Annotated in this window: 23 protein-coding genes; 12 read left to right on the forward strand and 11 right to left on the reverse strand. The window is 69.6% G+C overall.

The window, feature by feature from the left end; genetic code table 11:
* The first annotated feature begins 116 nt into the window (after nt 1-116).
* Entirely contained in the window at nt 117-1,367 is a 1,251-nt protein-coding gene (locus U4E84_RS06950) for an MFS transporter (RefSeq protein ID WP_322531369.1), read from the forward strand.
* Between the two features lie 79 nt (nt 1,368-1,446).
* Nucleotides 1,447-2,406 carry a D-2-hydroxyacid dehydrogenase gene (locus tag U4E84_RS06955; protein ID WP_322531370.1) on the forward strand — a complete coding sequence of 320 codons (960 nt, stop codon included), beginning with the start codon at nt 1,447-1,449 and terminating at the stop codon, nt 2,404-2,406.
* Nucleotides 2,407-2,442: 36 nt separating this feature from the next.
* Here U4E84_RS06955 and U4E84_RS06960 read toward each other — a convergent pair whose 3' ends face one another.
* The 3 genes from U4E84_RS06960 to U4E84_RS06970 form a co-directional block, all read right to left on the reverse strand.
* The gene (locus tag U4E84_RS06960) at nt 2,443-3,603 is read right to left on the reverse strand and encodes an acyl-CoA dehydrogenase family protein (RefSeq protein WP_322531371.1); all 1,161 of its coding nucleotides are present in this window, start codon (nt 3,601-3,603) and stop codon (nt 2,443-2,445) included.
* 101 nt (nt 3,604-3,704) lie between these two features.
* Complete coding sequence (locus tag U4E84_RS06965) at nt 3,705-4,922, reverse strand: mandelate racemase/muconate lactonizing enzyme family protein (RefSeq protein ID WP_322531372.1); 1,218 nt, start codon at nt 4,920-4,922, stop codon at nt 3,705-3,707.
* Between the two features lie 22 nt (nt 4,923-4,944).
* Nucleotides 4,945-6,054: a mandelate racemase/muconate lactonizing enzyme family protein gene (locus tag U4E84_RS06970; RefSeq protein ID WP_322531373.1), complete on the reverse strand. Its 1,110-nt coding sequence runs from the start codon at nt 6,052-6,054 to the stop codon at nt 4,945-4,947.
* Between the two features lie 113 nt (nt 6,055-6,167).
* On the opposite strand from U4E84_RS06970, the gene U4E84_RS06975 reads away from it, so the two are divergent.
* From U4E84_RS06975 to U4E84_RS07005, 7 genes are all read left to right on the forward strand, one after another.
* On the forward strand, nt 6,168-7,472 hold the full coding sequence (locus tag U4E84_RS06975; protein ID WP_322531374.1) for a DUF362 domain-containing protein: 1,305 nt from the start codon (nt 6,168-6,170) through the stop codon (nt 7,470-7,472).
* Nucleotides 7,473-7,550: 78 nt separating this feature from the next.
* Nucleotides 7,551-8,339 (forward strand): SDR family oxidoreductase, encoded by a 789-nt coding sequence (locus tag U4E84_RS06980; protein ID WP_322531375.1) that lies wholly within the window; start codon nt 7,551-7,553, stop codon nt 8,337-8,339.
* On the forward strand, nt 8,336-8,683 hold the full coding sequence (locus tag U4E84_RS06985) for a cupin domain-containing protein (protein WP_322531376.1): 348 nt from the start codon (nt 8,336-8,338) through the stop codon (nt 8,681-8,683). Before U4E84_RS06980 ends, U4E84_RS06985 begins: the two co-directional genes overlap by 4 nt.
* A 45-nt stretch (nt 8,684-8,728) precedes the next feature.
* Nucleotides 8,729-9,550 carry a fumarylacetoacetate hydrolase family protein gene (locus U4E84_RS06990; protein ID WP_322531377.1) on the forward strand — a complete coding sequence of 274 codons (822 nt, stop codon included), beginning with the start codon at nt 8,729-8,731 and terminating at the stop codon, nt 9,548-9,550.
* 124 nt (nt 9,551-9,674) lie between these two features.
* Entirely contained in the window at nt 9,675-10,802 is a 1,128-nt protein-coding gene (locus U4E84_RS06995) for a TAXI family TRAP transporter solute-binding subunit (protein ID WP_322531378.1), read from the forward strand.
* A 155-nt stretch (nt 10,803-10,957) separates the two neighbouring features.
* Nucleotides 10,958-12,955 carry a TRAP transporter fused permease subunit gene (locus U4E84_RS07000; RefSeq protein ID WP_322531379.1) on the forward strand — a complete coding sequence of 666 codons (1,998 nt, stop codon included), beginning with the start codon at nt 10,958-10,960 and terminating at the stop codon, nt 12,953-12,955.
* Nucleotides 12,952-13,185: a hypothetical protein gene (locus U4E84_RS07005; RefSeq protein WP_322531380.1), complete on the forward strand. Its 234-nt coding sequence runs from the start codon at nt 12,952-12,954 to the stop codon at nt 13,183-13,185. The genes U4E84_RS07000 and U4E84_RS07005 overlap by 4 nt, the downstream gene beginning before the upstream one ends.
* A 46-nt stretch (nt 13,186-13,231) precedes the next feature.
* Here U4E84_RS07005 and U4E84_RS07010 read toward each other — a convergent pair whose 3' ends face one another.
* Together U4E84_RS07010 and lhgO are read right to left on the reverse strand one after the other, a co-directional pair.
* Nucleotides 13,232-14,704 carry an acetyl-CoA hydrolase/transferase C-terminal domain-containing protein gene (locus U4E84_RS07010; RefSeq protein ID WP_322531381.1) on the reverse strand — a complete coding sequence of 491 codons (1,473 nt, stop codon included), beginning with the start codon at nt 14,702-14,704 and terminating at the stop codon, nt 13,232-13,234.
* A gap of 184 nt (nt 14,705-14,888) precedes the next feature.
* Nucleotides 14,889-16,097 (reverse strand): L-2-hydroxyglutarate oxidase, encoded by a 1,209-nt coding sequence (gene lhgO / locus U4E84_RS07015; protein WP_322531382.1) that lies wholly within the window; start codon nt 16,095-16,097, stop codon nt 14,889-14,891.
* A 576-nt stretch (nt 16,098-16,673) separates the two neighbouring features.
* Between lhgO and rdfA the strand changes: the two genes are divergently transcribed.
* Entirely contained in the window at nt 16,674-17,333 is a 660-nt protein-coding gene (gene rdfA / locus U4E84_RS07020) for a rod-determining factor RdfA (RefSeq protein WP_322531384.1), read from the forward strand.
* Between the two features lie 29 nt (nt 17,334-17,362).
* On the opposite strand, the gene U4E84_RS07025 is transcribed toward rdfA, so the two are convergent.
* The 5 genes from U4E84_RS07025 to U4E84_RS07045 all read right to left on the reverse strand — a co-directional run bounded on the left by U4E84_RS07025 (nt 17,363) and on the right by U4E84_RS07045 (nt 23,141).
* A complete protein-coding gene (locus tag U4E84_RS07025; protein WP_322531385.1) occupies nt 17,363-18,670 on the reverse strand; it encodes an acetamidase/formamidase family protein in 1,308 nt (435 codons plus the stop codon).
* 93 nt (nt 18,671-18,763) lie between these two features.
* Nucleotides 18,764-19,117 (reverse strand): CTP synthetase, encoded by a 354-nt coding sequence (locus U4E84_RS07030; protein ID WP_322531386.1) that lies wholly within the window; start codon nt 19,115-19,117, stop codon nt 18,764-18,766.
* Nucleotides 19,117-20,034: a glutamine-hydrolyzing GMP synthase gene (gene guaA / locus U4E84_RS07035; protein WP_322531387.1), complete on the reverse strand. Its 918-nt coding sequence runs from the start codon at nt 20,032-20,034 to the stop codon at nt 19,117-19,119. Before guaA ends, U4E84_RS07030 begins: the two co-directional genes overlap by 1 nt.
* Nucleotides 20,035-21,690 carry a CTP synthase gene (locus U4E84_RS07040; protein ID WP_322531388.1) on the reverse strand — a complete coding sequence of 552 codons (1,656 nt, stop codon included), beginning with the start codon at nt 21,688-21,690 and terminating at the stop codon, nt 20,035-20,037.
* Nucleotides 21,691-21,800: 110 nt separating this feature from the next.
* Nucleotides 21,801-23,141, reverse strand: a complete 1,341-nt coding sequence (locus U4E84_RS07045; protein WP_322531389.1) for a PQQ-binding-like beta-propeller repeat protein — start codon at nt 23,139-23,141, stop codon at nt 21,801-21,803.
* Between the two features lie 139 nt (nt 23,142-23,280).
* Between U4E84_RS07045 and U4E84_RS07050 the strand changes: the two genes are divergently transcribed.
* Nucleotides 23,281-23,718 carry a hypothetical protein gene (locus U4E84_RS07050; protein ID WP_322531390.1) on the forward strand — a complete coding sequence of 146 codons (438 nt, stop codon included), beginning with the start codon at nt 23,281-23,283 and terminating at the stop codon, nt 23,716-23,718.
* A gap of 35 nt (nt 23,719-23,753) precedes the next feature.
* Here U4E84_RS07050 and U4E84_RS07055 read toward each other — a convergent pair whose 3' ends face one another.
* Nucleotides 23,754-25,058 carry an O-acetylhomoserine aminocarboxypropyltransferase/cysteine synthase family protein gene (locus U4E84_RS07055; protein ID WP_322531391.1) on the reverse strand — a complete coding sequence of 435 codons (1,305 nt, stop codon included), beginning with the start codon at nt 25,056-25,058 and terminating at the stop codon, nt 23,754-23,756.
* A gap of 145 nt (nt 25,059-25,203) precedes the next feature.
* Here U4E84_RS07055 and U4E84_RS07060 point away from each other — a divergent pair.
* Nucleotides 25,204-25,853: paraslipin (locus U4E84_RS07060; protein WP_322531392.1), on the forward strand; the 650-nt coding region annotated here is incomplete at its 3' end.

The following is a 25,853-nucleotide window of genomic DNA, read 5'->3' on the forward strand; positions in this document are numbered from 1 at the left end:
ATCCACATAAGCGTTCGATTTCGTCGAACGGTGGTACATCGGCCCCCGTCGCTCTCGGTACCGCGTAGACTGTGGTAACACGTAGGTTTAATTCGGACGGCCGTGTCCGAGCGGGCGTGGTATCGCCCTCGTCGATAGCGGGAGCCGACGCCGACATCGTGCGGGAGCGCCCCTTCCAGCTGCTGCTTCTCATCAACGTCCTCCCGCCGCTCGGCACCGCGCTCCTCTCGCCGGTACTGGGGTCGCTCGTCGAGCCGCTCGGCGCGACGACGGCGAACGTCGGCCTGATGATGTCGGCGTTCACCGCGCCCTCCATCGTCGTCATCCCGATCGCCGGCGTGGTCTCTGACCGATACGGGCGGCGACCGGTGCTCATCTTCGGACTGGTCTGGTTCGGGCTCACGGGCACCGCCATCGCGTTCGTCTCCTCGTTCGGCGCGGCGCTCGCGCTGCGCGCGCTCCAGGGGATTGGGTTCGCCGCGCTCACGCCGATCATCATCACGAGCCTCGGCGACCTGTACGCGGGCACGAGAGAGGCGACCGCCCAGGGGCTCCGATTCACCGGCTCCGGCCTCTCGCAGACGGCGTTTCCGCTGGTCGCGGGCGTCCTCGTCGGCGTCGCGTGGCAGTATCCGTTCCTGCTGTACGCCGTCGCGTTCCCGATCGCGGCGATCGTCTACGTTCGCTTCGAGGAGCCGCTCGACGAGACGGCCGACGAGGGGTCGGAGGCGGGGGTCCGGGAGCAGCTCGGCGACATGCGCGCGCTCGTGGCGCACCGCCGCGCGTGGACGATGGTCGTCGCTCGCGGGAGCGCGAACCTCGCGTGGTTCGGCTTCCTCACCTACAACTCGATCCTCGTCGTCGACGTCCTCGGCTACACCCCCGCGGAAGCGGGGATCCTCGCGGCGCTCGCCAGCCTCACGTATGCGCTCGCGGCGACGCAGGCCGGCCGCGTCGCCGACGCCTTCGACGACCGACTCTACCCGCTCGTCGCGACGAACCTGTCGATGGGCGCCGGGATCTCGCTCGCCTTCCTCTCCCGGTCGCTCGCGGTCGCCGCCGTGGGCGTCGTGTTCATGGGGGCCGGGTTCGGGCTCGTCCTCTCCATCTACCGGAGCGTCATCACCGCGCTCCCGCCGGCGGCGCTGCGAGGCGGGCTCGTCAGCCTCGGCGAGGGGAGCGGGCGCGCGGCGGCGACGGCGACGCCGATCCTCATGGGCGCCGCCATCGCGGTCGCGACGCGCCCGCTGGGATTCGAGGCGGCGGTCCGAGCGGTCGGCGTCGGCACCGGCCTCCTCGGCGCCGGCGTCGGGATCGCCTGTCTCCTGCTGATGAGCGCGTCGCCGCCGATTCGGATGGGAGAGTAGCGCGGCTCCGCGTCACGCACGGACTCGCCGACCACTGCCACCCCCGGGTACTTTGTCGGCCGACCGCGAGGCGTCGACCATGTCCACCATCGACGTCGCGGTGCTCGACCACGACGCGCACGGGATCCCGGCGGCAGACTACGCGGAGATACTCGACCGACGGCTCCCGGACCGTGACGTCCGCCTCGCGACGACCCCCGACGAACACCGTCGCTACCTGCGGGAGGCGACGGTCGTCGCGGGGAAGTACGTCGATGCCGAGGAGGTGAGAGCCGCCGAGGACCTGCGGCTGTTCGCGTGCAACGCCGCCGGCGTCGACCACCTCCCGCTGGACGCGCTCGCCGAACGCGGCGTCGCGGTGACGAACGCCTCCGGGGTCCACGGCCCCGGCATCGCCGAGCACGTGCTCGGCTGGGTGCTCACGTTCGCGCGGCGGCTCGACGAGGGGCGCCGCCGCCAGCGGCGCCGGGAGTGGCGCCGCTTCCAGTCGTTCACCGAGCTCGCCGGCAGCACCGTGACCGTCGTCGGGCTCGGCTCCATCGGCGAGGCCGTCGTCGAGCGGTTCCGGGGGTTCGACGTCGACACGATCGGGGTCCGACACACCGTCGCGAAGGGCGGCCCCACCGACGAGGTGATCGGCTACGACGGCCTCCCGGACGCGCTGCCGAGGACGGACGTGCTCGTCCTCGCGTGCCCCCTCACCGAGACGACCGAGGGGCTGATCGGCGAGAGCGAGCTCGACGCGCTGCCGACGGACGCGGTCGTCGTCAACGTCGCGCGCGGCGGCGTGATCGACACGCCCGCGCTGGTGGACGCACTGCGGGCGAACGCGCTCCACGGGGCCGCGCTCGACGTCACCGACCCGGAGCCGCTCCCGAGCGACCACGACCTGTGGGGGTTCGAGAACGTCTTCGTGACGCCCCACGTCGCGGGCCACACGCCGAAGTACTGGGAGCGGTGCGCCGACATCCTCGTCGAGAACCTCGAACGGGTCGCGGAGACCGGCGAGTACGACGGGCTGAAGAATCAGGTCGCCTGACGGGGGGTCCCGACGGACGAGGGGAGGCCGGCGGCGCTACTGGTACGCCGGGATCCCGGTGAGGTCCTCGCCGAGGATCAGCGTGTGGATGTCGTGGGTCCCCTCGTAGGTGTACACGGTCTCCATGTTCGTCATGTGCCGCATCGGCGAGTAGTCGGCGGTGATCCCGTTGCCACCGAGCATCTCGCGGGCGATCCGCGACTGGTCGCGGGCCGTGCGGACGTTGTTTCGCTTGGCCATCGAGACGTGTTGCGGGCGCATCTCGCCCGCCTCCTTCAGGTCCGCGAGGCGGTGGGCGAGTAGCTGCGCGAGCGTGATCTGCGTCGCCATCTCCGCGAGCTTCGCCTGTTGCATCTGGAAGCCGCCGATCGGCTTGCCGAACTGTTCGCGGTCGGTGGCGTACTCGCGGGCGACCTCGAAGCAGTCCTGCGCCGCCCCCACCGCGCCCCACGCGATGCCGTAGCGCGCCTGGGTCAGACACGACAGCGGCCCCTTCATCCCCGTGACGCCGGGGAGGACGTTCTCGGCCGGGACGTGCACGTCCTGGAGGCTGATCTCGCCCGTGATCGACGCGCGCAGGCTGAGCTTCTCGTCGATCTTGTTCGTCGTGACCCCGTCGCGGTCGGTCTCGACGAGGAACCCGCGGACCGGGGTGTCGTCCTCGGTGTGGTCCTTCGCCCAGACGACGGCGACGTCCGAGATGGGGGAGTTCGTGATCCACGTCTTCGAGCCGTTCAGCACGTACCCGTCGCCGTCGGCCTCCGCGCGCGTCTCCATCGCGGAGGGGTTCGACCCGTGCTCCGGCTCCGTGAGTCCGAAGCAGCCGACGGCCTCGCCGGCCCCGAGCTTCGGCAGCCACTCCTCCTTCTGTGCGTCGCTCCCGAACGCGTGGATCGGGTACATCACGAGCGCGCCCTGCACGCTCGCCATCGAGCGGAGCCCGGAGTCGCACGCCTCCAGCTCGCGCATCAGCAGGCCGTACGCCGTCTCGCTGACGCCGGGAAGGCCGTACCCCTCGAGGTTCGGCGCGTAAAAGCCCATCTCGCCCATCTTCGGGATGAGCTCCGTGGGGAACGTGCCGTCGATCCAGTGTTGGCCGATGTCGTCGACCTCGCCGTCGATGAACGATCGGGCGGAGTCGACGAGCAGTCGCTCCTCCTGGGACAGGGTCGACTCCATGTCGAAGTAATCGAGCATACCCGATCGTACGAACGGACGAATAAATAACCGTGACATTGCCGGCCTCCGGAGGCGAGGCGTGGGCCCGAGACCGCGTGGCGTGTCGGGCGCCGAGCGCCTCAGAACCCGGTCGTCCCGTCGAGCAGGTGCTCCTCGACGACGTCGTCGTCGAGTTCGATCCCGAGACCGGGCGCCTCCGGCACCGCGATGCGGCCCTCGTCGATCAGCGGCTCGTCGCGGACGAGCAGGTCGTCCCACCAGTCGACCTCCAGGGCGTGGTACTCCAGCAGGTCGAAGTTCGGGGTGGCGGCGCCGAGGTGGACGCAGGCCATCGTCCCCACCGGGCTACACACGTTGTGCGGGGACATCGGCATGTAGTTCTCCTCGGCGCGGTCGGCGATCCGCATCGTCTCCGTGAGCCCGCCGACCGTCGCCGGGTCGGGCGTGACGACGTCGACGCCGTGTTCGTAGATGAGGTCCGACAGCTCGAACACGCGGAAGCGGTTCTCGCCGGTCGCGACCGGGGTCCGCGTCGCCCTCGTCACCTCCTTCTGCGCCTCCATGTTCTCCGGCGGGATCAGGTCCTCCAACCACATCAGGTCGAACTCCTCTAGCTCGTGAGCGAGCCGCTTCGCGCTCTCGACGGAGTAGTCCCAGTGGCAGTCGAACGCGAGGTCGACGTCGTAGCCGATCTCCTCGCGCACGGCCGCGACGATCTCCCGCTTCTCCCTGATCGCCGCGTTCGTCAGGCGCCCGTTGTACGGGTCGTTCTCGTTGTCGGCCGGCAGGTCGAGGTCGAACTTCAGCGCGGAAAAGCCCATGTCGGTGACGCGGGCGGCCTCGGCGGCGTACGCCTCGGGAGAGTACGCCTCGGCGTCGGCGTAGGCGGTCGCGCCGTCCTCGACCGCGTACGCCTCGCCGGCGTGGCAGTCGCAGTAGAGCCGGACCTCGTCGCGGTACTTCGATCCGAGCAGCTGGTAGACGGGGAGCCCGAGGATCTTCCCGGCGGCGTCCAACAGCGCGATCTCGATGCCGGAGGCCGCGGTGACGACCTTCCCGGTCGTGCCGCCGTGGCCCGACATCTCCTGGAAGATGTACCGGACGAGCCGCTCGACGTCGAGCGGGTTCTCGCCGACGAGGAACCGGTTCGTGTACTCGACGAGCTCCGGGACGCCGCCGCCGCGGTACGCCTCGCCGATGCCGGTGACGCCGGCGTCCGTCTCCACCTTGATCAGGTTCCACTCGAAGTTCCCCTCGACGACGCAGGCGTCGAGGCCGGTGATCTGTACGTCTCGGTCCGGGTCGCGGGTGTCGATCTGGTCTGAGTAGTCTCGCATGTGTCTGAACGGTGTGTCGTGGTCAGTCGTCTCTGAATCGCTGCAGTGCGTCCTCGTCGAGCGGGACTCCGTGGCCCGGGCGGTCGGGCAGTTCGATCGTCCCGTCGTCTCCCGGTTTTACGGGATCGGCGACGACGTCGTCGAACGCCTTCACGTCCATGTCCCGGTAGAAGTACTCCACCCACAGGCCGTTCTCGATGGCGCCGAGCAGGGAGGCGTGGATGTTCCAGTTGTAGTGGGGCGCGATCGGCACGTCGTACGCCGACGCGTAGTGGGCGATCTTCAGCCACTCCGTAACCCCGCCGCAGACGGTGACGTCGGGCTGGAGGATCGTCGCCGCGCCGGAGTCGACGAGCCGGGCGAAGCTGTGCCGGGTCCCCTCCAGCTCGCCGGTGGCGACGGGGTAGTCGATCCCGTCGTTCACCGCGGCCATCGTGTCGACGCGGTCGATCATCACCGGCTCCTCGATGAAGTACGGGTCGTAGGGCTCGAACGCCCGACAGTTGCGGAGCGCCTCCGTGCTGGACCCCCAGACGCCGTTGGCGTCGAGGAGCAGGGTGCGCTCGTCGCCGATCTCGTCGCGCACCGCGGCGACGCGCTCGGCCTCCTCCGCGGCCGACAGGCGACCGACCTTCATCTTCACGACGTCGTGGCCCTCGTCGAGGTAGCGTCGCATCTCGCCGCGGAGCGCCTCGTGGCCCTTGTCGTCGCGGTAGTAGCCGCCGCTGGCGTACGAGGGCACCGACTCGGAGTGGCCGCCGAGCAGCTTGTGGAGGGGCATCTCCGCGGCCTTCGCCTTCACGTCCCAGAGCGCGATGTCGACCGTCGAGATGGCGCGCAGCAAGAGGCCGGTCCGGCCGATCTGGACGTTGCCGTCGTACATCGCGTGCCACAGGCGCTCCGTGTCGCGGGGGTCCTCGCCGACGAGCAGCGGCTCCAGCAGCGACTCGACCGCGTCGGCGATGAGGCCGGCCCCCTCGTACCCCAACGAGTAGCCCACCCCCTCGTGACCGGTGTCCGTTCGCACGTACGTGATCGCGTGGTCCCGGTAGGTGAGCGTCCGGTTGGAGAAGGAGACGGGCGACTCCAGCGGCAGCTTGATCGGGAACGACTCGACTTCGGTTATCTGCATGCGTGCAGCGGCGTCACACGGGTACAAGTAGCCCGCTGTATCGGCAACACTGTCAACGCGGGGTCGTGACCACTCACCCGCAGCTTTTGTACCGGCGGCGCGAGGGCCTCCACATGGAGTTCCCCGACCGACGCGACGTCGACGGGCTCATCGACCCGCAGCCGCTCCCGGGGTTCGCGCGGGTGCGGTACGACCCGGAGACGGAGCGCCTCGACGACCCCGTCGGAGCGGCTCGCACCGAACTCGACGCGCTCGACCTCGACGCGCTTCCCGCGGGCGCGACCGTGGCCGTCGGGGTCGGCAGCCGCGGGATCGACCGGATCGACGAGGTCGCGGCGGCGGTCGTCGCCCGGCTCGCCGAGCGCGGCTTCGACCCCGTGGTGGTCCCGGCGATGGGGAGCCACGGCGGCGCGACCCCGGAGGGACAGCGCGAGGTGCTGGAGGCGCTCGGAATCACCGAGGAGACGATCGGCGCGCCGATCGACGCGCGCATGGCGGCCGAACGGCTGGCGACGGTCGCGGTGGGAGACGCCGACTGCCCGGTGTACTTCTCGGAGGCGGCGCTCGCGGCCGACGCCGTGCTCGTCATCAACCGCGTGAAGGCCCACACCAACTTCACCGGGCCGGTCGAGAGCGGGCTCGCGAAAATGACCGTCGTCGGCCTCGGCAAGCAGCGCGGCGCGAAGTCGTTCCACTCGACGGCGATCGCCGAGGGGTACGTCGAGACGCTGACGGCCGCGCTCGACGTCATCGAGCGGGAGACGCCGATAGTCGGCGGGATCGCGCTCGTCGAGAACTTCGAGGAGGAGATCGGTCACCTGGAGGCCGTCCCCGCGGGCTCGTTCCTCGACCGCGAGCCGGAGCTGTTGGAGCGCGCGTACGACGAGATGCCGACGCTGCCGGTCGACGACGTCGACCTCCTCGTCGTCGACGAGATCGGCAAGGAGATCTCGGGCGCCGGGATGGACACGAACGTCATCGGGCGCTACCGCGTCCTCAACGCGCCCGACCCCGAGACCCCGGACGTCGACCTCGTCTACGTCCGGGGACTCACCGAGGCGACGAAGGGGAACGGCAACGGGATCGGGCTCGCCGACCTCACCCGGAAGAGCGCGGTCGACCAGTTGGACCTGAAAAAGACGTACGCGAACGCGCTCACGAGCGGGTCGCTCGCGAAGTCGAAGCTCCCCGTGGTGGCGCCCGACGACGAGTTCGCGCTCCGGACCGCGCTGGCGGCGCTCGGCGGCTACGACCCCGAGACGGCCCGTATCGTCTGGATCCGGAACACCCAGGACCTCGGGGAGATGCGCGTCTCCGACGCCGTGGTCGACGACCTCCCCGAGGCGGCGAGCGTGGTCGGCCGCGAGACGGTCGCGTTCGAGGACGGGACGGCGGGGTTCGAGGCGGCGTCGGACTGACGGCGACGGGCGGCCGGTCGGAGCCGTCGACTTGCCTCTAGGGAAACGTTTTCACGCCACACTCCGGATGGGTGAGACATGGACCTACAGATCGACGGGGACGCGGCGCTCGTCACGGCGTCGTCCAGCGGACTCGGAAAGGCATCGGCGAAGGCGCTGGCCCGCGAGGGCGCGAACGTCGTCATCAACGGCCGCGACGAGGAGCGGCTGGCGGCCGCGAAAGAGGAGGTGGAGGAAGTGGCGACCGGCGACGTCGTCGCACAGCCCGCCGACCTGACCGACGCCGACGAGGTCGCGGCCCTCGTGGAGGCGACCGTCGACGAGTTCGGCACGATCGACCACCTCGTGACGAGCGCGGGCGGCCCGCCCTCGGGCGCCTTCCTCGACACCGACGACGAGGACTGGCAGCACGCCTACGACCTGCTCGTGATGAGCGTCGTCCGGCTGGCGCGCGAGTCGTATCCGCACCTGAAGGAGGGCGACGGCGGCACCATCGTCAACATCACCTCCCGCAGCGTGAAGGAGGCCATCGACAGCCTCGTGCTGTCGAACTCCGTCCGGATGGGCGTCATCGGGCTGGAGAAGACCCTCTCGAAGGAGTTCGCGCCGGAGGTGCGCTCGAACGCCGTCCTGCCGGGCCCCCACGAGACGAGCCGGATCCGAGACCTCGTCGAGGCCGCCGTCGAGCGCGGCGACTACGACTCCTACGACGAGGGCCTCGACGACTGGGCGGGGAACCCGCTCGACCGCATCGGCGATCCGATGGAGCTCGGCAACACCGTGGCGTTCCTCTCGTCGCCGAAGTCCGGGTTCATCAACGGGCAGTCGGTCGTGATCGACGGCGGGGCCACCGGGGCGAACCTATGAAGCCGGTCGCGTTCGACGAGGCCGAGACGTACGAGCCCGAGGAGGGCTGGCGGCGCGTGTCGATGGCGGGCAGCGACCAGTTCTCCTTCGAGTGGTTCGAGAAGCCGCCGGGCCACAGCTCGCCGATGCACGACCACGAGAACGAGCAGGTGTGTCTCTGCCTGGAGGGCGAGCTCACGGTCGCGACCGAGGACGACGAGGTCACCCTCCAGAAGCACGACTCCGTCCTCTTGGAGTCCAACGAGCCCCACCGCGTCGAGAACACGGGCGACGAGCGCGCGGTCGGTCTCGACGTGTTCGCGCCCGGGCGCTCGTTCGACTTCTGGACGGACCGCGAGGAGTGAGATGAGCGGAGCGAACGCGACGGCGACGAACGGAGCGAACACGCGATGAAGTACCTCGCGCGCACCGCGACCGGCGACCCGCTGCTCGGCGACGACCGGGGGTACGTCCCCCTCGGCGCCGTCGAGCCCGACCTGGGGAGCGTCCGAGAGGCGCTACCGCGCGCGGCGGCCGGCGACCTCGGCGACGTCGCCGACGCGACCGCCGACCCCGTCCCGGCCGCCGACCTGTCCTTCGGCGCGCCCCTGGAGTCGTTCGGGAAGCTGTGGGGGATCGGGCTGAACTACGAGGAGCACGCCGGCGACCTCGACGAGCGGCGCCCGGAGGAACCGGCGAGCTTCATGAAGCCGCCGTCGGTCCTGACGGGCCCGGGCGGCCCGATCCGCCTGCCCCCGGAGTCGCAGAGCGAGCGGGTGACCGCCGAGGCGGAGCTGGCGGTCGTGATGGGCCGGACGTGCCGGAACGTCGGGACGGCCGACGTCGAGAGCGTGGTCGCGGGCTACCTCCCCGTGATCGACATGACGGCCGAGGACGTCCTCCAGCGGAACCCGCGCTTTCTCACGCGGGCGAAGAGCTACGACACGTTCCTCGTGCCCGGCGCCGCGCTCGCGGTGCCGGAGGAGCCGCTCGACCTCGAGGGGCTCTCGGTGCGGACGGAGGTCAACGGCGAGGTGCGGGCCGAAAACGAGATCCGGAACATGCTGTTCCCGCCGGCGGAGATCGTCTCGTTCCACTCCGACGTGATGACGCTGGAGCCCGGCGACCTGTTCAGCACGGGGACGCCCGGCGCGGCGCCCATCGACCCCGGCGACGAGGTGCGGGCGGTCGTCGAGTCGATCGGCGCCGTCGACGCGCTCGTGACCCGGTGAGCACAGCCGCGGACGGCGCCACCGGAACGTGTCCCCGGGGTTTCACGAATTGGAGTATTCTCTCCGTGTGAACTGAAACAAACAGATACATTGTTAATGATCGACCGAAATATCACGGTTGAGTATGGTAGACGATTCGGTCAACCGACGAAAGTTCCTGTACGGCACTGGCGCAGTAGGCATCACCGGACTCGCGGGCTGTTCCGGCGGCGGTGACGGCGGCGACGGAGACGACGGCGGCGACGGAGACGACGGCGGCGACGGCGACGACGGGTCCGACGGCGACGACGGCGGCGACGGCGGCAGTGGAGACCTGTCGCTGCGCGTCGGGACGTCCGCGGGCGGCACCCAAGACGTCGGGCTGGCCGTCGAGCGCGCGGTGAGCGAGGAGAGCGACTCGCTGGAGTACTCGACGGTCGAGAGCCCGGGATTCATCGGGACGATCCGGCGGATGGCGAACGACCAGTTCAACGCGGGCATCACCGACAACAACTCGCTGTCGAAGGCGCTCGACGAGCGGGGAGACTTCGAAGAGGAGCCCGTCGACCGCATCCCGCAGTACGGGTTCGCCGCGTTCCCCTACTCGATATACATCGTCGCCCGCGACGACACGGACATCGAGACGTTCGACGACCTCGCCGGGGCGAACGTCTATCCCGCCGAGCCGGGGTACTCCACGCGCGCGACGACGCTCGACGTCTGGTCGCAGGACCCGACGGCGGACGTGTACGAGGAGATGAGCATCCAGAACATGGGCGTCGGCGACGCGCCCGGTGCGATGGAGGAGGGCAACATCGACGCCTCCATCGCGTACGGAACCCCCGGTGAGCGGTACACCGGGTTCGTCCAGGAGATCGCCTCTCGCGTCGACATCCACTACGTCGAGCCGACAGACGCGCTCCGCGAGTCCGCCGAGATGTACGCTGGCGCCGGCAGCAGCACCATCGCGTACGACGACTGGCCGATCGCGGACACCGACATCGGCACCGACGAAGTGTTCACCTGGGACCTGCAAGTGAACTACACGTTCAACCCCGACGCGAACCCCGACGCAGTCTACGAACTGTGCCGCGTCGTCGACGAACACAACGACGTGGTCAACGAGGGCGAATCGCAGTTCAACGACTACGAGTCCACGGAGGACATGCTCGCCTACGCGACCGAGGACATCCCGGTTCACCGCGGTGCGGTGGAGTACTACGAGGAGAACGACGCGTGGGACGACAGCCTGGAGGAAGGCGGGAGCGAGTGAACGCCAGGTAGACCGGCTTTCCTCTCACGCCTCCAGGGCGTCCCGATCAATAATTTAAAATCATCGAACGCGTAACCGACTACTCAGACACCACCCATGACACGACCAACCACGCCCGGAGTAACGAACAGCCGCGCTAACGTACGCTGGCGCCAATGAGCACGGAAACGGCCTCGACGGAACCCGAATCCGAGACTGGACTGCTGCGGGGACTCGACGTCACGGTCACGGCGGCGGCGCTGCTGTTCTGGGCCGGCGTCCTCTACTGGGCGCAGACCCAGGCGATCTCGCAGGTGCAGTTCGCCACCGCGTTCGTCGGCGGTATCCTGACCGTGTACGCGCTCAACGAGACGCGGCTCGCCATCGCGGACGGCGACTGGATCGACGGCGCCGTGTTGATCGCCGCGTCGCTGTCGCTGATGACCGCGTCGGCCTTCTTCGCGATCAACTTCGAGGACGTGTACCTCCAGCGACAGGGGTACGCGCTCGAACACGAGTACATGCTCGCGCGCCTCGTCATCCTCTCGTTGATGTACCTCACGTGGCGCGAGTTCGGGAACGTGTTCCTCGGGCTCATCTTCGTCGTGTTCGGGTACGCGGTGTACGGGAATCACGTGCCCGGCGTGCTGGGGCACGCGGGGATGACGCAGGCGACGCTGCTGCAGGCGACGGTCACCGACCTGTACGGGTTCTACGGGAGCCTGACGCAGATCACGGCCTCGTGGATCGCGCCGTTTCTGCTGTACGCCGGGCTGCTGTTCGCGTACGGCGCGTTCGACCTCATCCTGCGGGTCGCCATCGTGGCCGCGAGGTACATCGAGTCCGGGATCGCCCAGACCGCCGTGCTCTCCTCGGCGGTCATCGGCTCGATCAACGGCTCGTACACCGCCAACGCGGCGATGACGGGTTCGTTCACCATTCCGACGATGCAGGAGGCGGGGATGAAGGGCCACCGCGCGGCCGCCATCGAGGCGGTCGCCTCCACGTCCGGACAGGTGCTCCCGCCCGTGATGGGCGCGTCCGCGTTCGTGATGGCGTCGTACCTCGGGGTGTCGTACCTCACAATCGTCGTCGCCGGACTCATGCCCGCCGCGATCCTGGTCGTGTCCATCGCCATCGCGGTTCACTACCTCGCCATCTCCGACACCAGCAACCAGGAGATGGAGTTCTCCGAGTTCTTCGACGAGACGCTCTCCACCGAGGAGAAGGTGTTCCAGTCGATCCGGTTCGGGCTCCCGTTCGCGCTGCTCATCTACCTGCTCGGCGTCGTCCAGTACACGGTGATGACGTCCGCGCTGTACACCGTCGTCGCGATGATGATCACCGGCACGCTCATGCCGCCGCTCCAGCGGTTCGTGGACAACTCGGGCACCGGTCCGGTCGAAGAGGTCGTCTCGCAGGTGAAGAACACCGTCCACGGGATCCGTCGCGGCGCCATCATCCTGGCGCCGATCGCGATCATCCTGATCGTCATCAGCGGCGTCGTGAACCTGTTCAGCACGACCGGCATCCCGGCGAAGATCGCCCTGCTGCTCATCAACATCTCCGGCGGCGTGCTGCTGTTCGCCGTGCTGCTCGGGATGGCCGTCGCCATCCTCATGGGCGTCGGCATGCCGACTGTCGCCGCGTACGTCATCGTGGCAATCCTCATCGTGCCGACCTTCGTCTCGGACTTCGGCATCCCGGAGATCACGGCCCACTACACGATGTTCTACGCGGCCATCCTCGCGGGGATCACGCCGCCAGTGGCGACGGCGGCGGTGATCGCGGCCGGGATCGCGCAGGCGAACTTCTGGCGTACCTGCGGCGCGGCGATCCGGATCGCCGCGCCGCTGTTCGTCCTCCCGGTCGCGTTCGTCTACAACCCCGGTCTGATCTCGATGGAGCCGGGGCTCGACACGCTCGCCGTCGGGATGCTCGTGCTGCTCGGCGCGGTGGCGATCATCTACGGGCTCAACTACCCGTTCGAGATGCGACCCGGACGCAAGCTCCTCGCGCGCTCCCTGCTCGCGACGCTCGGCGTCCTCATCATGGCGTACCCGAGCAACGTCGCGAAGCTCGTCGGCATCGCGGCGTTCGCCGCCGTCTTCGTCGCCGAGAAGGTGATGACTCGCGGGCTCGAACTGCCGTTCAGCACGGGGGCGAGCCAATGAGCGCCGACGACTCCCCCGAGTCCATCGCCGAGGAGTCCGCACAGCAGGCCGGCGGCCTCGACGAGGTCGTTCCGGAACCGCTGATGCCGGTGTGGAACCAAGTGGAGAAGGTGCAGGCGTTCCGCCGGACTCACGGCGAAACGTACGTCAGCGCCCTGGAGCTGCTCACCGCGCTCGCGCTCACCGGCGGCTACGTCTGGTGGCTGCTCATCTTCCTCGAACTGCTGTGAGGCCGCGGGCGACGTAGCGCCGGCCGGCACTCCTTTCCTTTGCCGACTACTCGAACCACTCCGCGGCGCGCTCGACGTCCTGCGGGATGTGGTACTCCCGCTCGCAGACGTCGTCGAGGTACGAGCGCAGCTCGGGCGCGAACGCGGGGTGCGCGCAGCGCTCGATTATCAGCTCGGCGCGCTCGACCGGCGATAGGCCGCGCACGTCGGCGACGCCCTGCTCGGTGACGAAGACGTCGACGTCGTGTTCGGTGTGGTCGACGTGGAAGGTCTGCGGGACGACCCGCGAGACCTCGCCGTCGGCGAGCGTCGAGGGGAGCGCACACACCGTGATCAGCGAGTTCCGGTTGAAGTCGGCCGAGCCGCCGACGCCGTTTATCATGCGCTCGCCGCGGACGTGCGTGGAGTTGACGTTGCCGTAGACGTCGAACTCGATGGCGCTGTTCACGCCGATCACCCCGAACCGGTCGATGAGTCCCGGGTGGTTGGAGACGTCGGCCGGCCGGAGCACCACGTCCTCGGCGTAGCGCTCGACGTCCTCGAAGAGGCGCGCCTGTCCCTCGTCGGTGAGCGCGAGCGACGTGGCGCTCGCGGCCGCCAGCCCCCCGGCGTCGAGCATGTCGAAGAGGCCGTCCTGGATGAGCTCGCCGAAGTAGTACACGTCGCGGTCGCCGAACTCGAGCGCCTGCAGCTCGCTCATCAGGGCGTTGCCGAGCGAGCCGACACCGAACTGGAGGTGGACCGCGTCGTCGAAGACGGGCGAGCGCTCCAGCTCGCCGCGGAGGAACGCGCCGAGGTTGGCCGCGATGTCGAGGTCGTCGTCGGTCGGGTCGCGGAACGTGTACGTCGAGTCGGGGATCTCCGTCTCGACGACGCCGGCGAGCTTCTCAGGATCGAACGCGACGTGTGCGGCGCCGATCCGCTCGCCGGGGGCTGAGAGGGGGATCGGCCCGCGGTTCGGAGGCGCGTCGGGGCGGTACACGTCGTGGAGCGCCTGCAGCGCGAGGGGCTGGTGACGGTTGAGCTCGACGTACAGCGCGTCGGCGGCCTCGACGAACGCCGGCACCTGCCCGAGCGACGTCGAGGGGACGAACCAGTCCTCGCCGACGGCGACCGCCTCGACGACGGCGACGTCGGGGTCGACGAGCCCGCCGTACTGGACCTCGTCGCCGATCGACGAGGCGTTGCGGTCGCTGAAGGCGACCTCGCGGGCGTCCGTCTTCTCGCGGGCGACCCGCGAGGACTGGTAGGAGAAGCGGCGCGCGACCTGGCCCGAGCCGACGAGGTCGACGTCGATCTCGTCGCCGACGTTCCCGCTGGAGACCAGCGTGAGCGACAGGTCGCGGGACGACGACGCCAGCGCGAGCGGGATCGCCTTCGGGTAGCCGACGCTGCCGAACCCGCTCGTGAGCACCGTCGCTCCGGGTTCGATCGCCGCGGCCGCCGCCTCCGCGTCGACGAGCGGCACGTCGCCGTGGAGTCGGCTCTCGATCGGTCGCCGGGCGGGCCCGCGGCTCATCTGGTCCCTCGGTCCGGCCGGGAAGCGCGCTCGCGAGGGGCGGTGCGACCGTCGGTGGCGGCTCGAACGAGGCCGCCGCGAGTCGGCGATGTCATCGTCGTGATCGGGGCGCGCCGCGCGGCGAGAGCCGGGCTGCGGCGGCGACGTCCCCTGAGTGGTGGTCGCAACGTCGAACGGCCGTGACTTAAACGGTCACCTTCGCCGCGAGCCGCTCCGCGATGTGCTCGCCGAACGGCAGCGAGGAGGTGAGCCCGGGGGAGACGGCGTTGAGGACGTGGACGGCGTCCTCACGCTCGACGAACAGCGGGTCCTTCACCAGCTCGCCGTCCGCGCTCACGAGCTGGGCGCGGATCCCCGCGTAGCTCTTTTCGAGGTCCTCCGCGCGCACCTCGGGCACCAGCTTCTGGGAGGCGGCCGCGAACCGGTCCTTCCGATACGACTTGTTGAGCTCCGCCCACGCGACCGAGAGCATCAGCGGCGAGGCGAGCAGCCGCCGGAACCCGCCGTAAGTGAGCGTCTCGAGCAGCTCTCTCGGGTTCACGTCCGTGTTGTCGTACGCCTCGCGGCCGAACGCGAGGACCGCGTTCGGGCCGACGATCACCTTGCCGTCGGTGCGGCGCGTGTAGTGGACGCCGAGGAAGGGGAGCTCGGGGTTCGGCGTCGGGTAGATCATCGTCTCACAGAGGTGGGCGCGCTCGGGACGTACCTCGTAGTACTCGCCGCGGAACGGGACCACCTGGTACTCCTCTCCCACGCCGACCTGGTGGGCGAGCGTGTCGGCGTGGAGCCCCGCGGCGTTGACCAGGTAGGACACCTCGAACCGACCGTTGCTGGTGTCGAGCCGGTACCCCTCGGCCGCCTCCTCGAGCCGCGAGACCTCGTAGCCCGTGTACAGGGTGACGCCACGCTCCCGGACCTCGCGGGCGAGCGCGTAGACGTACTGCTCGGAGTCGACGGACGCCGCCTCCGGGGCGCGGAGCGCGGCCTGTCCCTCCGCGTGGGGCTCGTGCTCGCGGATCGCCTCGCGGGAGTCGAGCAGCTCGTAGGCGACGCCGTTGGCCTCGGCCTGCTCGGCCAGGTCGTCGAGGCGCGCCTCCTCCTCGTCGTCCGTCGCGACGACGAGGACGCCCAGTTCCTCGCAGGGAACGTCGTGCTCCTCGCAGTACGCCTTCATCCGGGCGGTTCCCTCGACGGCGAACCGCGCCTTCTTCGAATCCGGCGGGTAGTTGAACCCCGGGTGGAGCACCCCGGAGTTCCGGCCGCTCTGGTGGGACGCGAGGTGGTGCTCCTTCTCTAAGACGGCAACGTCGAGCTCGGTTCGCTCGGCCAGGTGTTTGGCGACCGACAGCCCGACGCAGCCGCCGCCGACGACGGCGACGTCGTGACGCATCATGGCACGTCTCACGGATCCGAGAGCGGGGGCTTATATGTGCTGTTCGCCGCAGGCCGACGGCGTCGAATCAGTGCAGCTCCTCGCTTGAATATCAGAAAAATATACTGTATTGGAAACATATGTGTTAGTGCTCGACAGATCGAACCGTTACCATGCGGTGAGGTCGTCGACAGCGCAGTCAGCATCTCAGACCCTCGTATCCGGACACACTTCGTGAGAGGATCCCCGGTACAGCACGTTTCGTCTCGCAGCCGTCACAGCTCACAGAGAGCGCGAATCACGACGAATGGCGTCTCTTCCGGGCACTTCACGTATCTCTCTTCGATCAGCCGGCGGGTGGGACCGCACGGCCAGAATATTCATATAATCTAATACGAATTTGAAAGTGGCTGTTTTAGTATGTTTCGAGCGGCGATCGGGCCAGACGTCGACGACGAAGCCGAAGCGGAGTCTCGGGCGCACGGCGAGTGAGGGATCCCGTTGTCTGAGTGAGCTGACTCGCGTCGGAGCGGCGGTGATCCGTCGGCCCGACGCCACGGCAACGCCTATGGGTCTGCTCGACCGAACGCCGAACGAATGAGCGACAGGGAGGGCGCGGGCGGCCGCCGGAACAAGGTGGCTCGCCTCGTCGACGAGTACGGCCTGGACGGCGTCGGCGACGAGCTGGAGTCGCGGTGGACCGCGACCGGCGACGACCACTGGAGCCTGCGCGAGCTCGCCGCGGCGTTCAACCGCGAGCTGGTCGAGGCGCGGCTCGCGGAGGCGGGCGTGCGGCTGTCGGAACGCGAGGTCGAGGCGGTGGTGCGGTCGCTGACGGGCGACGAGGTGAGCGCGGCGGACCGAACGCAGCTCCGGCGGCGGCTCGAACGCGACGGCGTCGACGTCGACGCGCTCGACGGCGACGTGGTCACCTATCAGGCCGTCCGCAGCTACCTTCGAGACCACCGCGGCGCGGAGTACGAGCGCGAGGACGGCGACCGCACGGCCAGCGCCGGCGAGGCCATCCAGAAGCTCCGCGGTCGGCTGGCCGCGGTCGCGGAGACGAAGCTGGAGCGGCTTCGGAAGCGGTCGGGGCTCGCGCTCGGAGAGTTCCGGGTGATGGTCGACGTGAGCGTCCTCTGTACGGAGTGCGGCTCGCGGTACGGCGTCGACGAGCTGCTCGCGACCGGCGAGTGCGACTGCGAGTCGGGAGAGGCGGGGAGGGAAGCCGGGACGCCGGAGGAGTCGGAGGAGTAGCCTCCGGCGACGTCACGGCGACGACGACGCTACAGGTCGTACTGGTCGCGGGCCAGCCCGTCGATCCCGCGCGCTTCGAGGGCGTCCAGCGGCGCGAGCAGGTCGAGCTGGACGACGCCCGGGAGCCGACCGATCTGGACGCCGCCGGTGAACGTACACCGAGCGCGGACCTCACCCTCGCTCATGTCCAGGAGCGTCGTCGCGCGGTCGAAGGCGTTCTGCGTGGCGTCGTTGACGGTGGCGCCGGAGCCGACGACCTGGATCGGCGCCGCCTCCGCGTTCACCTCGACGCCGTGGTCGGCGCCGAGCGCGCGGCCGGCCTCGCGCTCCGCGTCGGTGTACGGCGCGCTGATGAACGGGAGGTCATCGGCGTTGGGGAGCAGCACGGGACCGTCGAGTTCGAGCCCCTCGATCACCTCGACGTCCATGGTGACGGTGCCGCTCACGTCGGTGGTGTGTAAGGAGAGCTCGCCGTCCCCCTGGTTCGCGTGGAGGTCGCCGACGTAGACCCCCGCGCCGTCGACCTTGACGGGACAGATCAGCGTGGCGCCCGGCCGCACCTCGGGGATGTCCATGTGGCCGTCGGTGCGCTTCTCTAAGTCCTCCTCGGTCTCGACCCCGTAGTCGTGGTCGGCGCCGATCAGGCTCTGGCCGAAGTCGCCCGCGTTGTGCGAGTCGGGCATCGTCACGGGCGGGGTCGTCCCGATGTTGCCGACGAACGGCCGGAGGCGACCGAGCGTGCCGGGCATCCCGTCTGGCTCGTACAGGAGGATCGGGTGCTGTCGGGAGTTCTCGGGAATGTCCATCACCTCGTCGGCGTCGAGCGCGAGCGCGTGGGCGCCGTCTTCGTCGAGCGTGACGCCGACCGCGTTCTCGTGGTCGAACGCGACGGTGTAGCCGTACTCGAAGCCGAACGAGGAGGCGTTGGCGCCGCACTCGGCACACCGGATCGCGTCCTCGCCGGTGCCCTCGACGTAGGAGTCGGGCCACGTCGTCCCGCACTCCGGACAGCGGTGGTCGACAAACGGATCGTCCCGGAACGCGCCCTCGCGTTCGGCCATCGATCCCGTGCTCGTCGCCATGCTGGTCACCTCCACGTCGCGGATGCGGATCGCGACGGCGTCGCCGACCTCGGCGCCCTCGACGCGGATCGGCCGCGTCACCTCGTGGCCGCCGCGGAACGAGGGCGTGACCATCGGCCCCCAACACCCCGGCGGCGTGTACGTCTTCACCGTCCCGCCGTCGGCGACGGTTCCGGCCCACTCCTGGTCGGGACCGACCAGCCCGAGCGTGTACTGGTCGACGTACAGCTCCTCGTTCACTTCCTGCTGTGACATGACACGCGACAATACGTGACACACCGGAATAACGCTAGTGTTCGCGGAACCGTCCACGTTCTCGCCGGCGGACGCCAACGCCGCGCCCCCTGCCTACGCAGCCCGGTCGGCGGCGCCGTCGACGAGCTCCTCGGCGACGGTCGCGGCGTCCATCAGGTCGGGGTCGACCGCGAGGTCGGCGACGCCGGCCACGAACTCGGGGAGCGACCGCTCCGCGTACGTCACCGCGAGGGCGTTCGAGTTCAGCTCCTTGGCGATCGGGATCCCGGTCGCCTCCTCGACGTCGGTGAGGACGAAGAGGGTGGCCTCGGCGATCCCGGCCTCGGAGAGCGCGGCGGCGGTGACCAGCCCGTCGATCCGGCGGACGTCGACGCCGAGGGCTTCGAGCTCCTCGCCGAGTCCGTGCTCGTCGGGGCCGGCGACGACGGCGAGTTGCTGGTCCGCCATCACTCGTACTCGATCGTCGCGGGCGGCTTGTGGGTCACGTCGTACACGACGCGGGCGACGCTCTCGTTCTCGCCGGTGATCCGGCTCTGGATCCGCTGGAGCGTTCCCCAATCGATCTCCTGGGCGCGGGCGGTCATCCCGTCGCGGCTCTCGACCGAGCGCACGGCGACGACCCACCCGTGGACGCGGTTGTCGCCCTTGACGCCGGTCGCCTTCCCGAGGACGGCGGCGAACGCCTGCCACGGGTCGTACTCCGCCAGCTCCTCCTCGACCACGTGGGTCGCCTCGCGGGCGACCGCGGCCTTCTCCGGGGTCACCTCGCCGACGATCCGGACGGCGAGCCCGGGCCCAGGGAACGGCATGCGCTCGGAGATGACCGCCTCGAGGTCGAGCGCGCGGGCGACCTCGCGGACCTCGTCTTTGTACAGGTCCCGGACGGGCTCGACGATCCCCTCGAAGTCGACGACCTCGGGGAGCCCGCCGACGTTGTGGTGCGACTTGATGTTCCCCTCCGACTCGATGCGGTCGGGGTAGATCGTCCCCTGCACGAGGTAGTCGGCGTCGACGTCGCGGGCGACCGCCTCGAACTCGTCGATGAACCCCTCGCCGATGACGTGGCGCTTCTCCTCGGGGTCGGTGACGCCCGCCAGCCGGTCGAAGAAGCGCTCCTGCGCCTCGATCACGCGAAGCGACTCCATGAACGAGAAGGTGTCGCGGATCTCCTCGGTCTCCCCTTTGCGCATCAGCCCCGTGTCGACGTAGACGGGGGTGAGCTGGTCGCCGACCGCCTCGTACGCGAGCGTCGCCGCGACCGAGGAGTCGACCCCGCCCGAGAGGGCGATCACGGCGTTCGCGTCGCCGATCGCCTCCCGGATCTCCGCTATCGCCTCGTCGATGAACTCGTCCGTATCGACCATCTATAGCCTCACGTCCGCGTTCCGCTCGGTTGTGTCCGTCGATTCCAGCGCCGCCTCCACGAGGGCGACGAACGGCGGACTCGCGCGGTCCGGGCGCGAGCGGAACTCGGGGTGCGCCTGCGTCCCGAAGAAGAACGGGTGGTCCGGGCGCTCGACGATCTCCATCCGGTTGTCGGCGCGCCCGGAGAACGTCAGCCCGTCGGCCTCCAGCTGGTCGATGTACTCGGGGTTCACCTCGTAGCGGTGGCGGTGGCGCTCGGTACAGGAGTCGGCGCCGTACACCGACGCGGCGAGCGTGCCGGGCTTGATGTCGGTCACGTGCGCGCCGAGCCGCATCGTCCCGCCCATGTCCTCCGTCTCGTACTGGTCGGGGAGGAGGTCGATGACGGGGTGCGGGGTGTCGGGGTCGATCTCCGCGGAGTGGGCGCCCGCCAGCCCGAGCACGTTGCGCGCGTGCTCGACGACCGCCATCTGGAAGCCGAGACAGAGCCCGAGGAAGGGGACGTCGTTCTCGCGGGCGTACCGGACCGCCTCGATCTTCCCGTCCGTCCCGCGGGAGCCGAACCCGCCGGGGACGACGACGGCGTCGGCCGACGCGAGCCGCTCCTCGTGTTCCGCGCGGGTCTCGTCGGCGTCGACCCAGAGCACGTTCACCTCGGTCTCGGTCTGGATCCCGGCGTGTTTCAACGCCTCGTGGATCGACATGTACGCGTCCTCTAAGGCGTACTTGCCCACGAGCGCCACGTCGATCTCGCGGTCGCGGTCGCGGGTGACCAGCTCGCGCCACTCCGTGGAGCGCTCCGCCTTCGGGAGCGCCTCGTCGGCGAGGCCGAGCCGGTCCATCACGTACTCGTCTAACCCCTCGTCTTCCACCATCAGCGGGACGTGGTAGATGTCCTCGACGTCGGGGTTCGAGAAGACGGCGTCCGTGGGGACGTCACAGAACAGGGCGATCTTCTCTTTCGTCTCCGGGTCGAGCCGGTCCTCGGAGCGCCCGACCAGCACGTCCGGCTGGAGCCCGATCGAGCGCAGCTCCTTCACCGAGTGCTGGGTGGGCTTCGTCTTCTGCTCGCCGTTCTTGGAGTACGGGACGAGCGTGACGTGGGTGAAGAGGATGTCCTCGTCGTCCTCCTCGTGTGCGAACTGGCGGAGCGCCTCGAGGAAGGGCATCGACTCGATGTCGCCGACCGTCCCGCCGATCTCGATCAGACAGACGTCGGAGCCCTCGGCGGCCTCTCGGATGCGCCGCTTGATGTCGTCGGTGACGTGCGGGATGATCTGGACGGTCTTGCCGAGGTAGTCGCCGGCGCGCTCGCGCTCAATGACGTGCTGGTACGTCTTCCCCGTGGTGACGTTGTGGTCGAACGTCATGTCGGTGCCGAGGAAGCGCTCGTAGTTGCCCAGATCGAGGTCGACCTCGCCCCCGTCCTTGAGCACGTACACCTCGCCGTGCTCGTACGGGTTCATCGTCCCGGCGTCGACGTTGAGATAGGGGTCCACCTTCACCGCGGTGACGTCGAAGCCAGCGTTCGAGAGGAGCCGCCCGGTGCTGGCGGCGGTGATCCCCTTCCCCAGTCCGGACATGACGCCGCCGGTGACGAACACGAACTTCCGACCCAGCGACGGGTCGTACCCTGTGTCGGGATCCGTTGGCATATCGACCGTCCGTCAGGGGCCGGCAAAACCGTTTCGGACCCACCGTTTCGGGTGGACGTTCGTGAGTTCTCGCGGGCGCGGCGGCCGGTCTGGAGCCCGAGACGGCCGACTCACTCCGGCGCAACGAGTTTGTAGCACATTCCGGGCTCGTCGGTGTCCTCCGGCGCGCGTTCGGCGTAGTAGATCCCGTCGTCGGTGACGAGCGGCGCGCTCGTCACGTCGCCGCCCCCCTCGACCGCCCAGGTCACCGAGCCGTCTTCGCGGTCGAGCGCGTAGAGGTGCGCGTCGTACGAGCCGACGAGGACGTGCTCGTTCGTCGCGGTCACGCTGCCCGTGATCAGGCCGTCGGTGGGAGTCGACCACAGCTCCTCGCCGGTCGCCAGGTCGATCGCGTACGCGTTGGTGTCGTGACTCCCGACGAACACCTCGCCGTCGTGGACGGCGGGCGCGCACATGACGCCGCCCGTCCGCATCGGATCGGCGCCCTCCTCTCCGTCCTCGGGCGACACGTCCTCGTCGGTCTCGAACACCCAGAGCGCGGTGCCGTCGGCGACGTCGAGGGCGGTGACGGTGCCGGCCCACGAGGGGACCAGCGCGATCCCGCGGCTGATCGCGATCGGCGCCTTCACGTCGCCGCCGGTGTCGTGCGTCCACGCCCGCTCGCGGTCCGAGAGGGACCACGCGTAGACGTGACCGTCGTTGGAGCCGAACAGGAAGCGGTCGCGCTCCAGATCAACGGCGACCGTCGAGTGCGGGTGGTCGGTCGGCCGCTCGTCGCGCCACTCGACCTCGCCGCTCTCGGCGTCCATCACGACGACGCTCCCGCTCGGCGTCGCGTGCTCGACGGCGACGTACAGCTTCCCCTCGTGGTAGGTCGGACTGGCGGCGGCCGCGTCGCCGACCTCGGTCTGCCACTCGATCTCGCCGCTCTCGACCGCCACCGCCGAGACGACGCCGTCGTACGTGCCGACGTACGCCGTCCCCTCGGCTATCGCGGGGGTCCCGTGGCTCCCGCGGTCGTCGTCGGAGAGCGACGTCGACCAGTTCGTCTCCCCGTCCGTCGTGAGCGACCGAATTCGTCCCGTGTCGTCGGCGATGAGGATCGCGCCCGTCGGCGCCTGCACCGGGCTCCCCTTCGAGGCCGTGTGGTCGCCGCGGTTGGTCGGGACCGCCCACTCCGTCTCGACGGTGTCCGGGATCGTCGCGTCGGCGTGGCCGTGGTTGCGGAGCCCCTGCCGGAACTGGGTGGTCAGCCCGTCCGACGACTCCGACCGCGTCTCCAGGTCGATAGGATCGTCGAGCGGGGCGCCGGGTCCCGTGTCGTCGCCGTCGGAGCCGTCGGAGCCGTCGTCGGGCGGCCAGTCGACGCCGAGCGAGCTACACCCCGCGAGCCCGGCGGCGCCGACGGCGCCCGCGGTCCGGAGCCAGTCGCGACGCGTCCGTTGGGTCATGGGGGCTGGTTCGCGGGTGAGGATAAAAAGTCATGCCGCTCGCGGAAGCCCCCGGGACGACTGCCTCGGAGGACGCCCGAGTCGGCCGCCGCGAAGCGAAATCTACTCCCGACGCGAGCGCGCATCGGGCACCCGCCCCATGAACTGGTCCGCAGTCCCTCCCGCGGCCGCGGCCGTCGCCGCGGCCGCGATCGCCGTGTCGCGTCGCCTCCCCCCGCTCGTGCTGGAGAGCGGAGTCAGCCTACCGTCACCCGAGACGATATCGCTGTACGCCCTCGGCGGGCGCTTCGTCTCGTTCGTCCTGGTGTACGGGCTCCTGTTCGCGCTCGCGGTCGCGGCCGGCGAGCGCCGGGACCCCGCCGACGGGCCCGGCGCCACGGTGCTGGCGACCGGGCTCGCCGCGGGGGTCGTCTACCTCGTCGCGACCGCCGCGACCCTCCTCGTCCTCGACCCACGGCAGGGTCTCGTGACCGTGCTCGGCGGAGTCGGCTCCGGCGTCGGCGTCGGGGTCCAGCTGGCCGTCGTCGCGTTCGCCGGGATCGCGCTCGGCGAGCGGCGACGGCGGGACGAGACCTGACGTCCGCGTTCGAACCCTCGCCTCCGGTCCGAGCGTTAGGCCGTCGCTCGCTCGATCGCGGCTTCGAGGTCGGCGACGATGTCGGCGGGGTCTTCGATCCCGACCGAGAGCCGCACCATGTCGCCGGTGACGCCGGCGGCCTCCTGCTCTTCTTCGGTCAGCTGCTGGTGGGTGGTCGAGGCGGGGTGGATGACGAGCGTCTTCGCGTCGCCGACGTTCGCGAGCAGCGAGGCGAGGTCGGCGCTCTCGACGGTCCCCTTCGCGGCCTCGTAGCCGCCCTCCAGCCCGAAGGTGATCATGCCGCCGTAGCCGCCCTCGAGGTACTCGCTCGCCTCGTCGTGGGTCTCGTGGCTCTCCAGCCCGGGGTAGTTCACCCACGCCACGTCCGCGTGGTCGTCGAGGTACTCCGCGACGATCGCGGCGTTCTCGCAGTGGCGCTCCATCCGGAGCGGGAGCGACTCCGTCTGCTGGAGCGTGTTCCACGCGTCGAACGGCGACTGCTGGTCGCCCAGGTCGCGCAGGCCACGGGTGACCGCCGCGAACGTGAACGCCGCGTCGCCGAACGCGTCGACGTAGTTGATCCCGTGGTACGCGGGGTTGTCCCGTGCGATCTCCGGGAACTTCTCGGGGTACTCGCCCCACGGGAAGGAGCCGCCGTCGACGAGGACGCCACCGACGGTGGTCCCGTTACCGGTGAGCCACTTCGTCGTCGACTCCCAGACGAGGTCCGCGCCGCGGTCGAGCGGGCGGCAGAGGTAGGGGGTCGCGAACGTGTTGTCGACGAACAGGGGAACGCCGTGGTCGTGAGCGATATCGGCAATTCGCTCGATGTCCGGCGTGACGAGCGCGGGGTTCCCGATGGTCTCGAGGTGGACGTAGGCGGTGTCCTCGTCGATGGCGTCGGCGTACCCCTCGTAGTCGAGCGGGTCGACGAACCGCGTCGTGATCCCGCGGCGCTCGACGGAGTGGGTGAGGTAGGTGTAGGTGCCGCCGTACAGCGCCGACGACGACACGACGTTGTCGCCCGCGGACGCGAGCATGAACGTCGCCAGGTCGAGCGCCGCCATCCCCGACGAGGTGGCGACCGCGCCCACGCCGTTCTCGAGGGAGGCGATCCGCTCTTCTAAGGCGGCGTTCGTCGGATTCATGATCCGCGAGTAGACGTTGCCCGCCTCCTCCAGCGCGAACAGCCGGGCGGCGTGGTCGGCGTCCTCGAACTCGTAGGAGGTCGTCTGGTAGATGGGCGTTGCGCGGGCGCCGGTCGTCGGGTCCGGACTCGAGCCGGCGTGGACGCTTCGCGTGCGGAACTCGTGCTCGATGTCGTCCTCGTCGGATGGCATGGTCCGACGTGCGCCCGCCATCTATTTAAAAACGGTCGCGGAGACCGGCGTTACCGGTTTCTCGGAGTCAGCGCTCCGACGCGGCGGCGGCGCCCCTCGCCCGCCTCGTGCGAACCGTTAACAGCGTCGAAGCGTAACGCAGGTCATGGGAACCCAAGGTCCGCGCGGCGACCCCTTCGAGTTGGAGGACGCGATGGGCGGCATCCCGGACTCCGTCTGGCAGTACACGGCGCTCGGCGCCGCGCTGCTCGTCGGGATCGCCCTCCTCAGCCAGAGCCTCGTCTTCGGCGTCGCGGCGCTCGCGGTGTTGCTGGCGGCCGTCACGGTCGTCAGCGCGGTGGAGATCGTGGACGCCTACGAGAAGGAGGCGCTCACGGTGTTCGGCGAGTACCGGAAGCTGCTGGAGCCGGGCGTCCACCTCATCCCGCCGTTCGTCTCGCGGACGTACGCGTTCGACATGCGGACGCAGACGATCGACGTGCCGAGCCAGTCGGCGATCACGCGGGACAACTCGCCGGTCACCGCGGACGCGGTCGTTTACATCAAGGTGATGGACGCCAAGAAGGCCTTCTTAGAGGTGGACGACTACAAGAACGCCGTCTCGAACCTCGCGCAGACCACGCTCCGGGCGGTGCTCGGCGACATGGAGCTCGACGACACGCTCTCCCGGCGCGACCAGATCAACGACCGCATCAACGAGGAGTTGGACGAGCCGACCGACGAGTGGGGGATCCGCGTCGAGGCGGTCGAGGTCCGCGAGGTGAGCCCCTCCCAGGAGGTCCAGCGCGCGATGGA

The organism is Halorubrum sp. AD140, from assembly GCF_034497445.1.
Lineage (GTDB): Archaea > Halobacteriota > Halobacteria > Halobacteriales > Haloferacaceae > Halorubrum.

What these genes read in the sequence shown, in the direction of transcription:
- U4E84_RS07040 (WP_322531388.1), bottom strand. Translation starts at nt 21,690, where the DNA reads ATGCCAACGGATCCCGACACAGGGTACGACCCGTCGCTGGGTCGGAAG.
- rdfA (WP_322531384.1), top strand. Translation starts at nt 16,674, where the DNA reads ATGAGCGACAGGGAGGGCGCGGGCGGCCGCCGGAACAAGGTGGCTCGC.
- guaA (WP_322531387.1), bottom strand. Translation starts at nt 20,034, where the DNA reads ATGGTCGATACGGACGAGTTCATCGACGAGGCGATAGCGGAGATCCGG.
- U4E84_RS07045 (WP_322531389.1), bottom strand. Translation starts at nt 23,141, where the DNA reads ATGACCCAACGGACGCGTCGCGACTGGCTCCGGACCGCGGGCGCCGTC.
- U4E84_RS07000 (WP_322531379.1), top strand. Translation starts at nt 10,958, where the DNA reads ATGAGCACGGAAACGGCCTCGACGGAACCCGAATCCGAGACTGGACTG.
- U4E84_RS06995 (WP_322531378.1), top strand. Translation starts at nt 9,675, where the DNA reads ATGGTAGACGATTCGGTCAACCGACGAAAGTTCCTGTACGGCACTGGC.
- U4E84_RS07030 (WP_322531386.1), bottom strand. Translation starts at nt 19,117, where the DNA reads ATGGCGGACCAGCAACTCGCCGTCGTCGCCGGCCCCGACGAGCACGGA.
- U4E84_RS07050 (WP_322531390.1), top strand. Translation starts at nt 23,281, where the DNA reads ATGAACTGGTCCGCAGTCCCTCCCGCGGCCGCGGCCGTCGCCGCGGCC.
- U4E84_RS06955 (WP_322531370.1), top strand. Translation starts at nt 1,447, where the DNA reads ATGTCCACCATCGACGTCGCGGTGCTCGACCACGACGCGCACGGGATC.
- U4E84_RS06990 (WP_322531377.1), top strand. Translation starts at nt 8,729, where the DNA reads ATGAAGTACCTCGCGCGCACCGCGACCGGCGACCCGCTGCTCGGCGAC.
- U4E84_RS06970 (WP_322531373.1), bottom strand. Translation starts at nt 6,054, where the DNA reads ATGCAGATAACCGAAGTCGAGTCGTTCCCGATCAAGCTGCCGCTGGAG.
- U4E84_RS07005 (WP_322531380.1), top strand. Translation starts at nt 12,952, where the DNA reads ATGAGCGCCGACGACTCCCCCGAGTCCATCGCCGAGGAGTCCGCACAG.
- U4E84_RS06980 (WP_322531375.1), top strand. Translation starts at nt 7,551, where the DNA reads ATGGACCTACAGATCGACGGGGACGCGGCGCTCGTCACGGCGTCGTCC.
- U4E84_RS06960 (WP_322531371.1), bottom strand. Translation starts at nt 3,603, where the DNA reads ATGCTCGATTACTTCGACATGGAGTCGACCCTGTCCCAGGAGGAGCGA.
- U4E84_RS06985 (WP_322531376.1), top strand. Translation starts at nt 8,336, where the DNA reads ATGAAGCCGGTCGCGTTCGACGAGGCCGAGACGTACGAGCCCGAGGAG.
- lhgO (WP_322531382.1), bottom strand. Translation starts at nt 16,097, where the DNA reads ATGATGCGTCACGACGTCGCCGTCGTCGGCGGCGGCTGCGTCGGGCTG.
- U4E84_RS07055 (WP_322531391.1), bottom strand. Translation starts at nt 25,058, where the DNA reads ATGCCATCCGACGAGGACGACATCGAGCACGAGTTCCGCACGCGAAGC.
- U4E84_RS07025 (WP_322531385.1), bottom strand. Translation starts at nt 18,670, where the DNA reads ATGTCACAGCAGGAAGTGAACGAGGAGCTGTACGTCGACCAGTACACG.
- U4E84_RS06975 (WP_322531374.1), top strand. Translation starts at nt 6,168, where the DNA reads ATGGAGTTCCCCGACCGACGCGACGTCGACGGGCTCATCGACCCGCAG.
- U4E84_RS06965 (WP_322531372.1), bottom strand. Translation starts at nt 4,922, where the DNA reads ATGCGAGACTACTCAGACCAGATCGACACCCGCGACCCGGACCGAGAC.
- U4E84_RS07010 (WP_322531381.1), bottom strand. Translation starts at nt 14,704, where the DNA reads ATGAGCCGCGGGCCCGCCCGGCGACCGATCGAGAGCCGACTCCACGGC.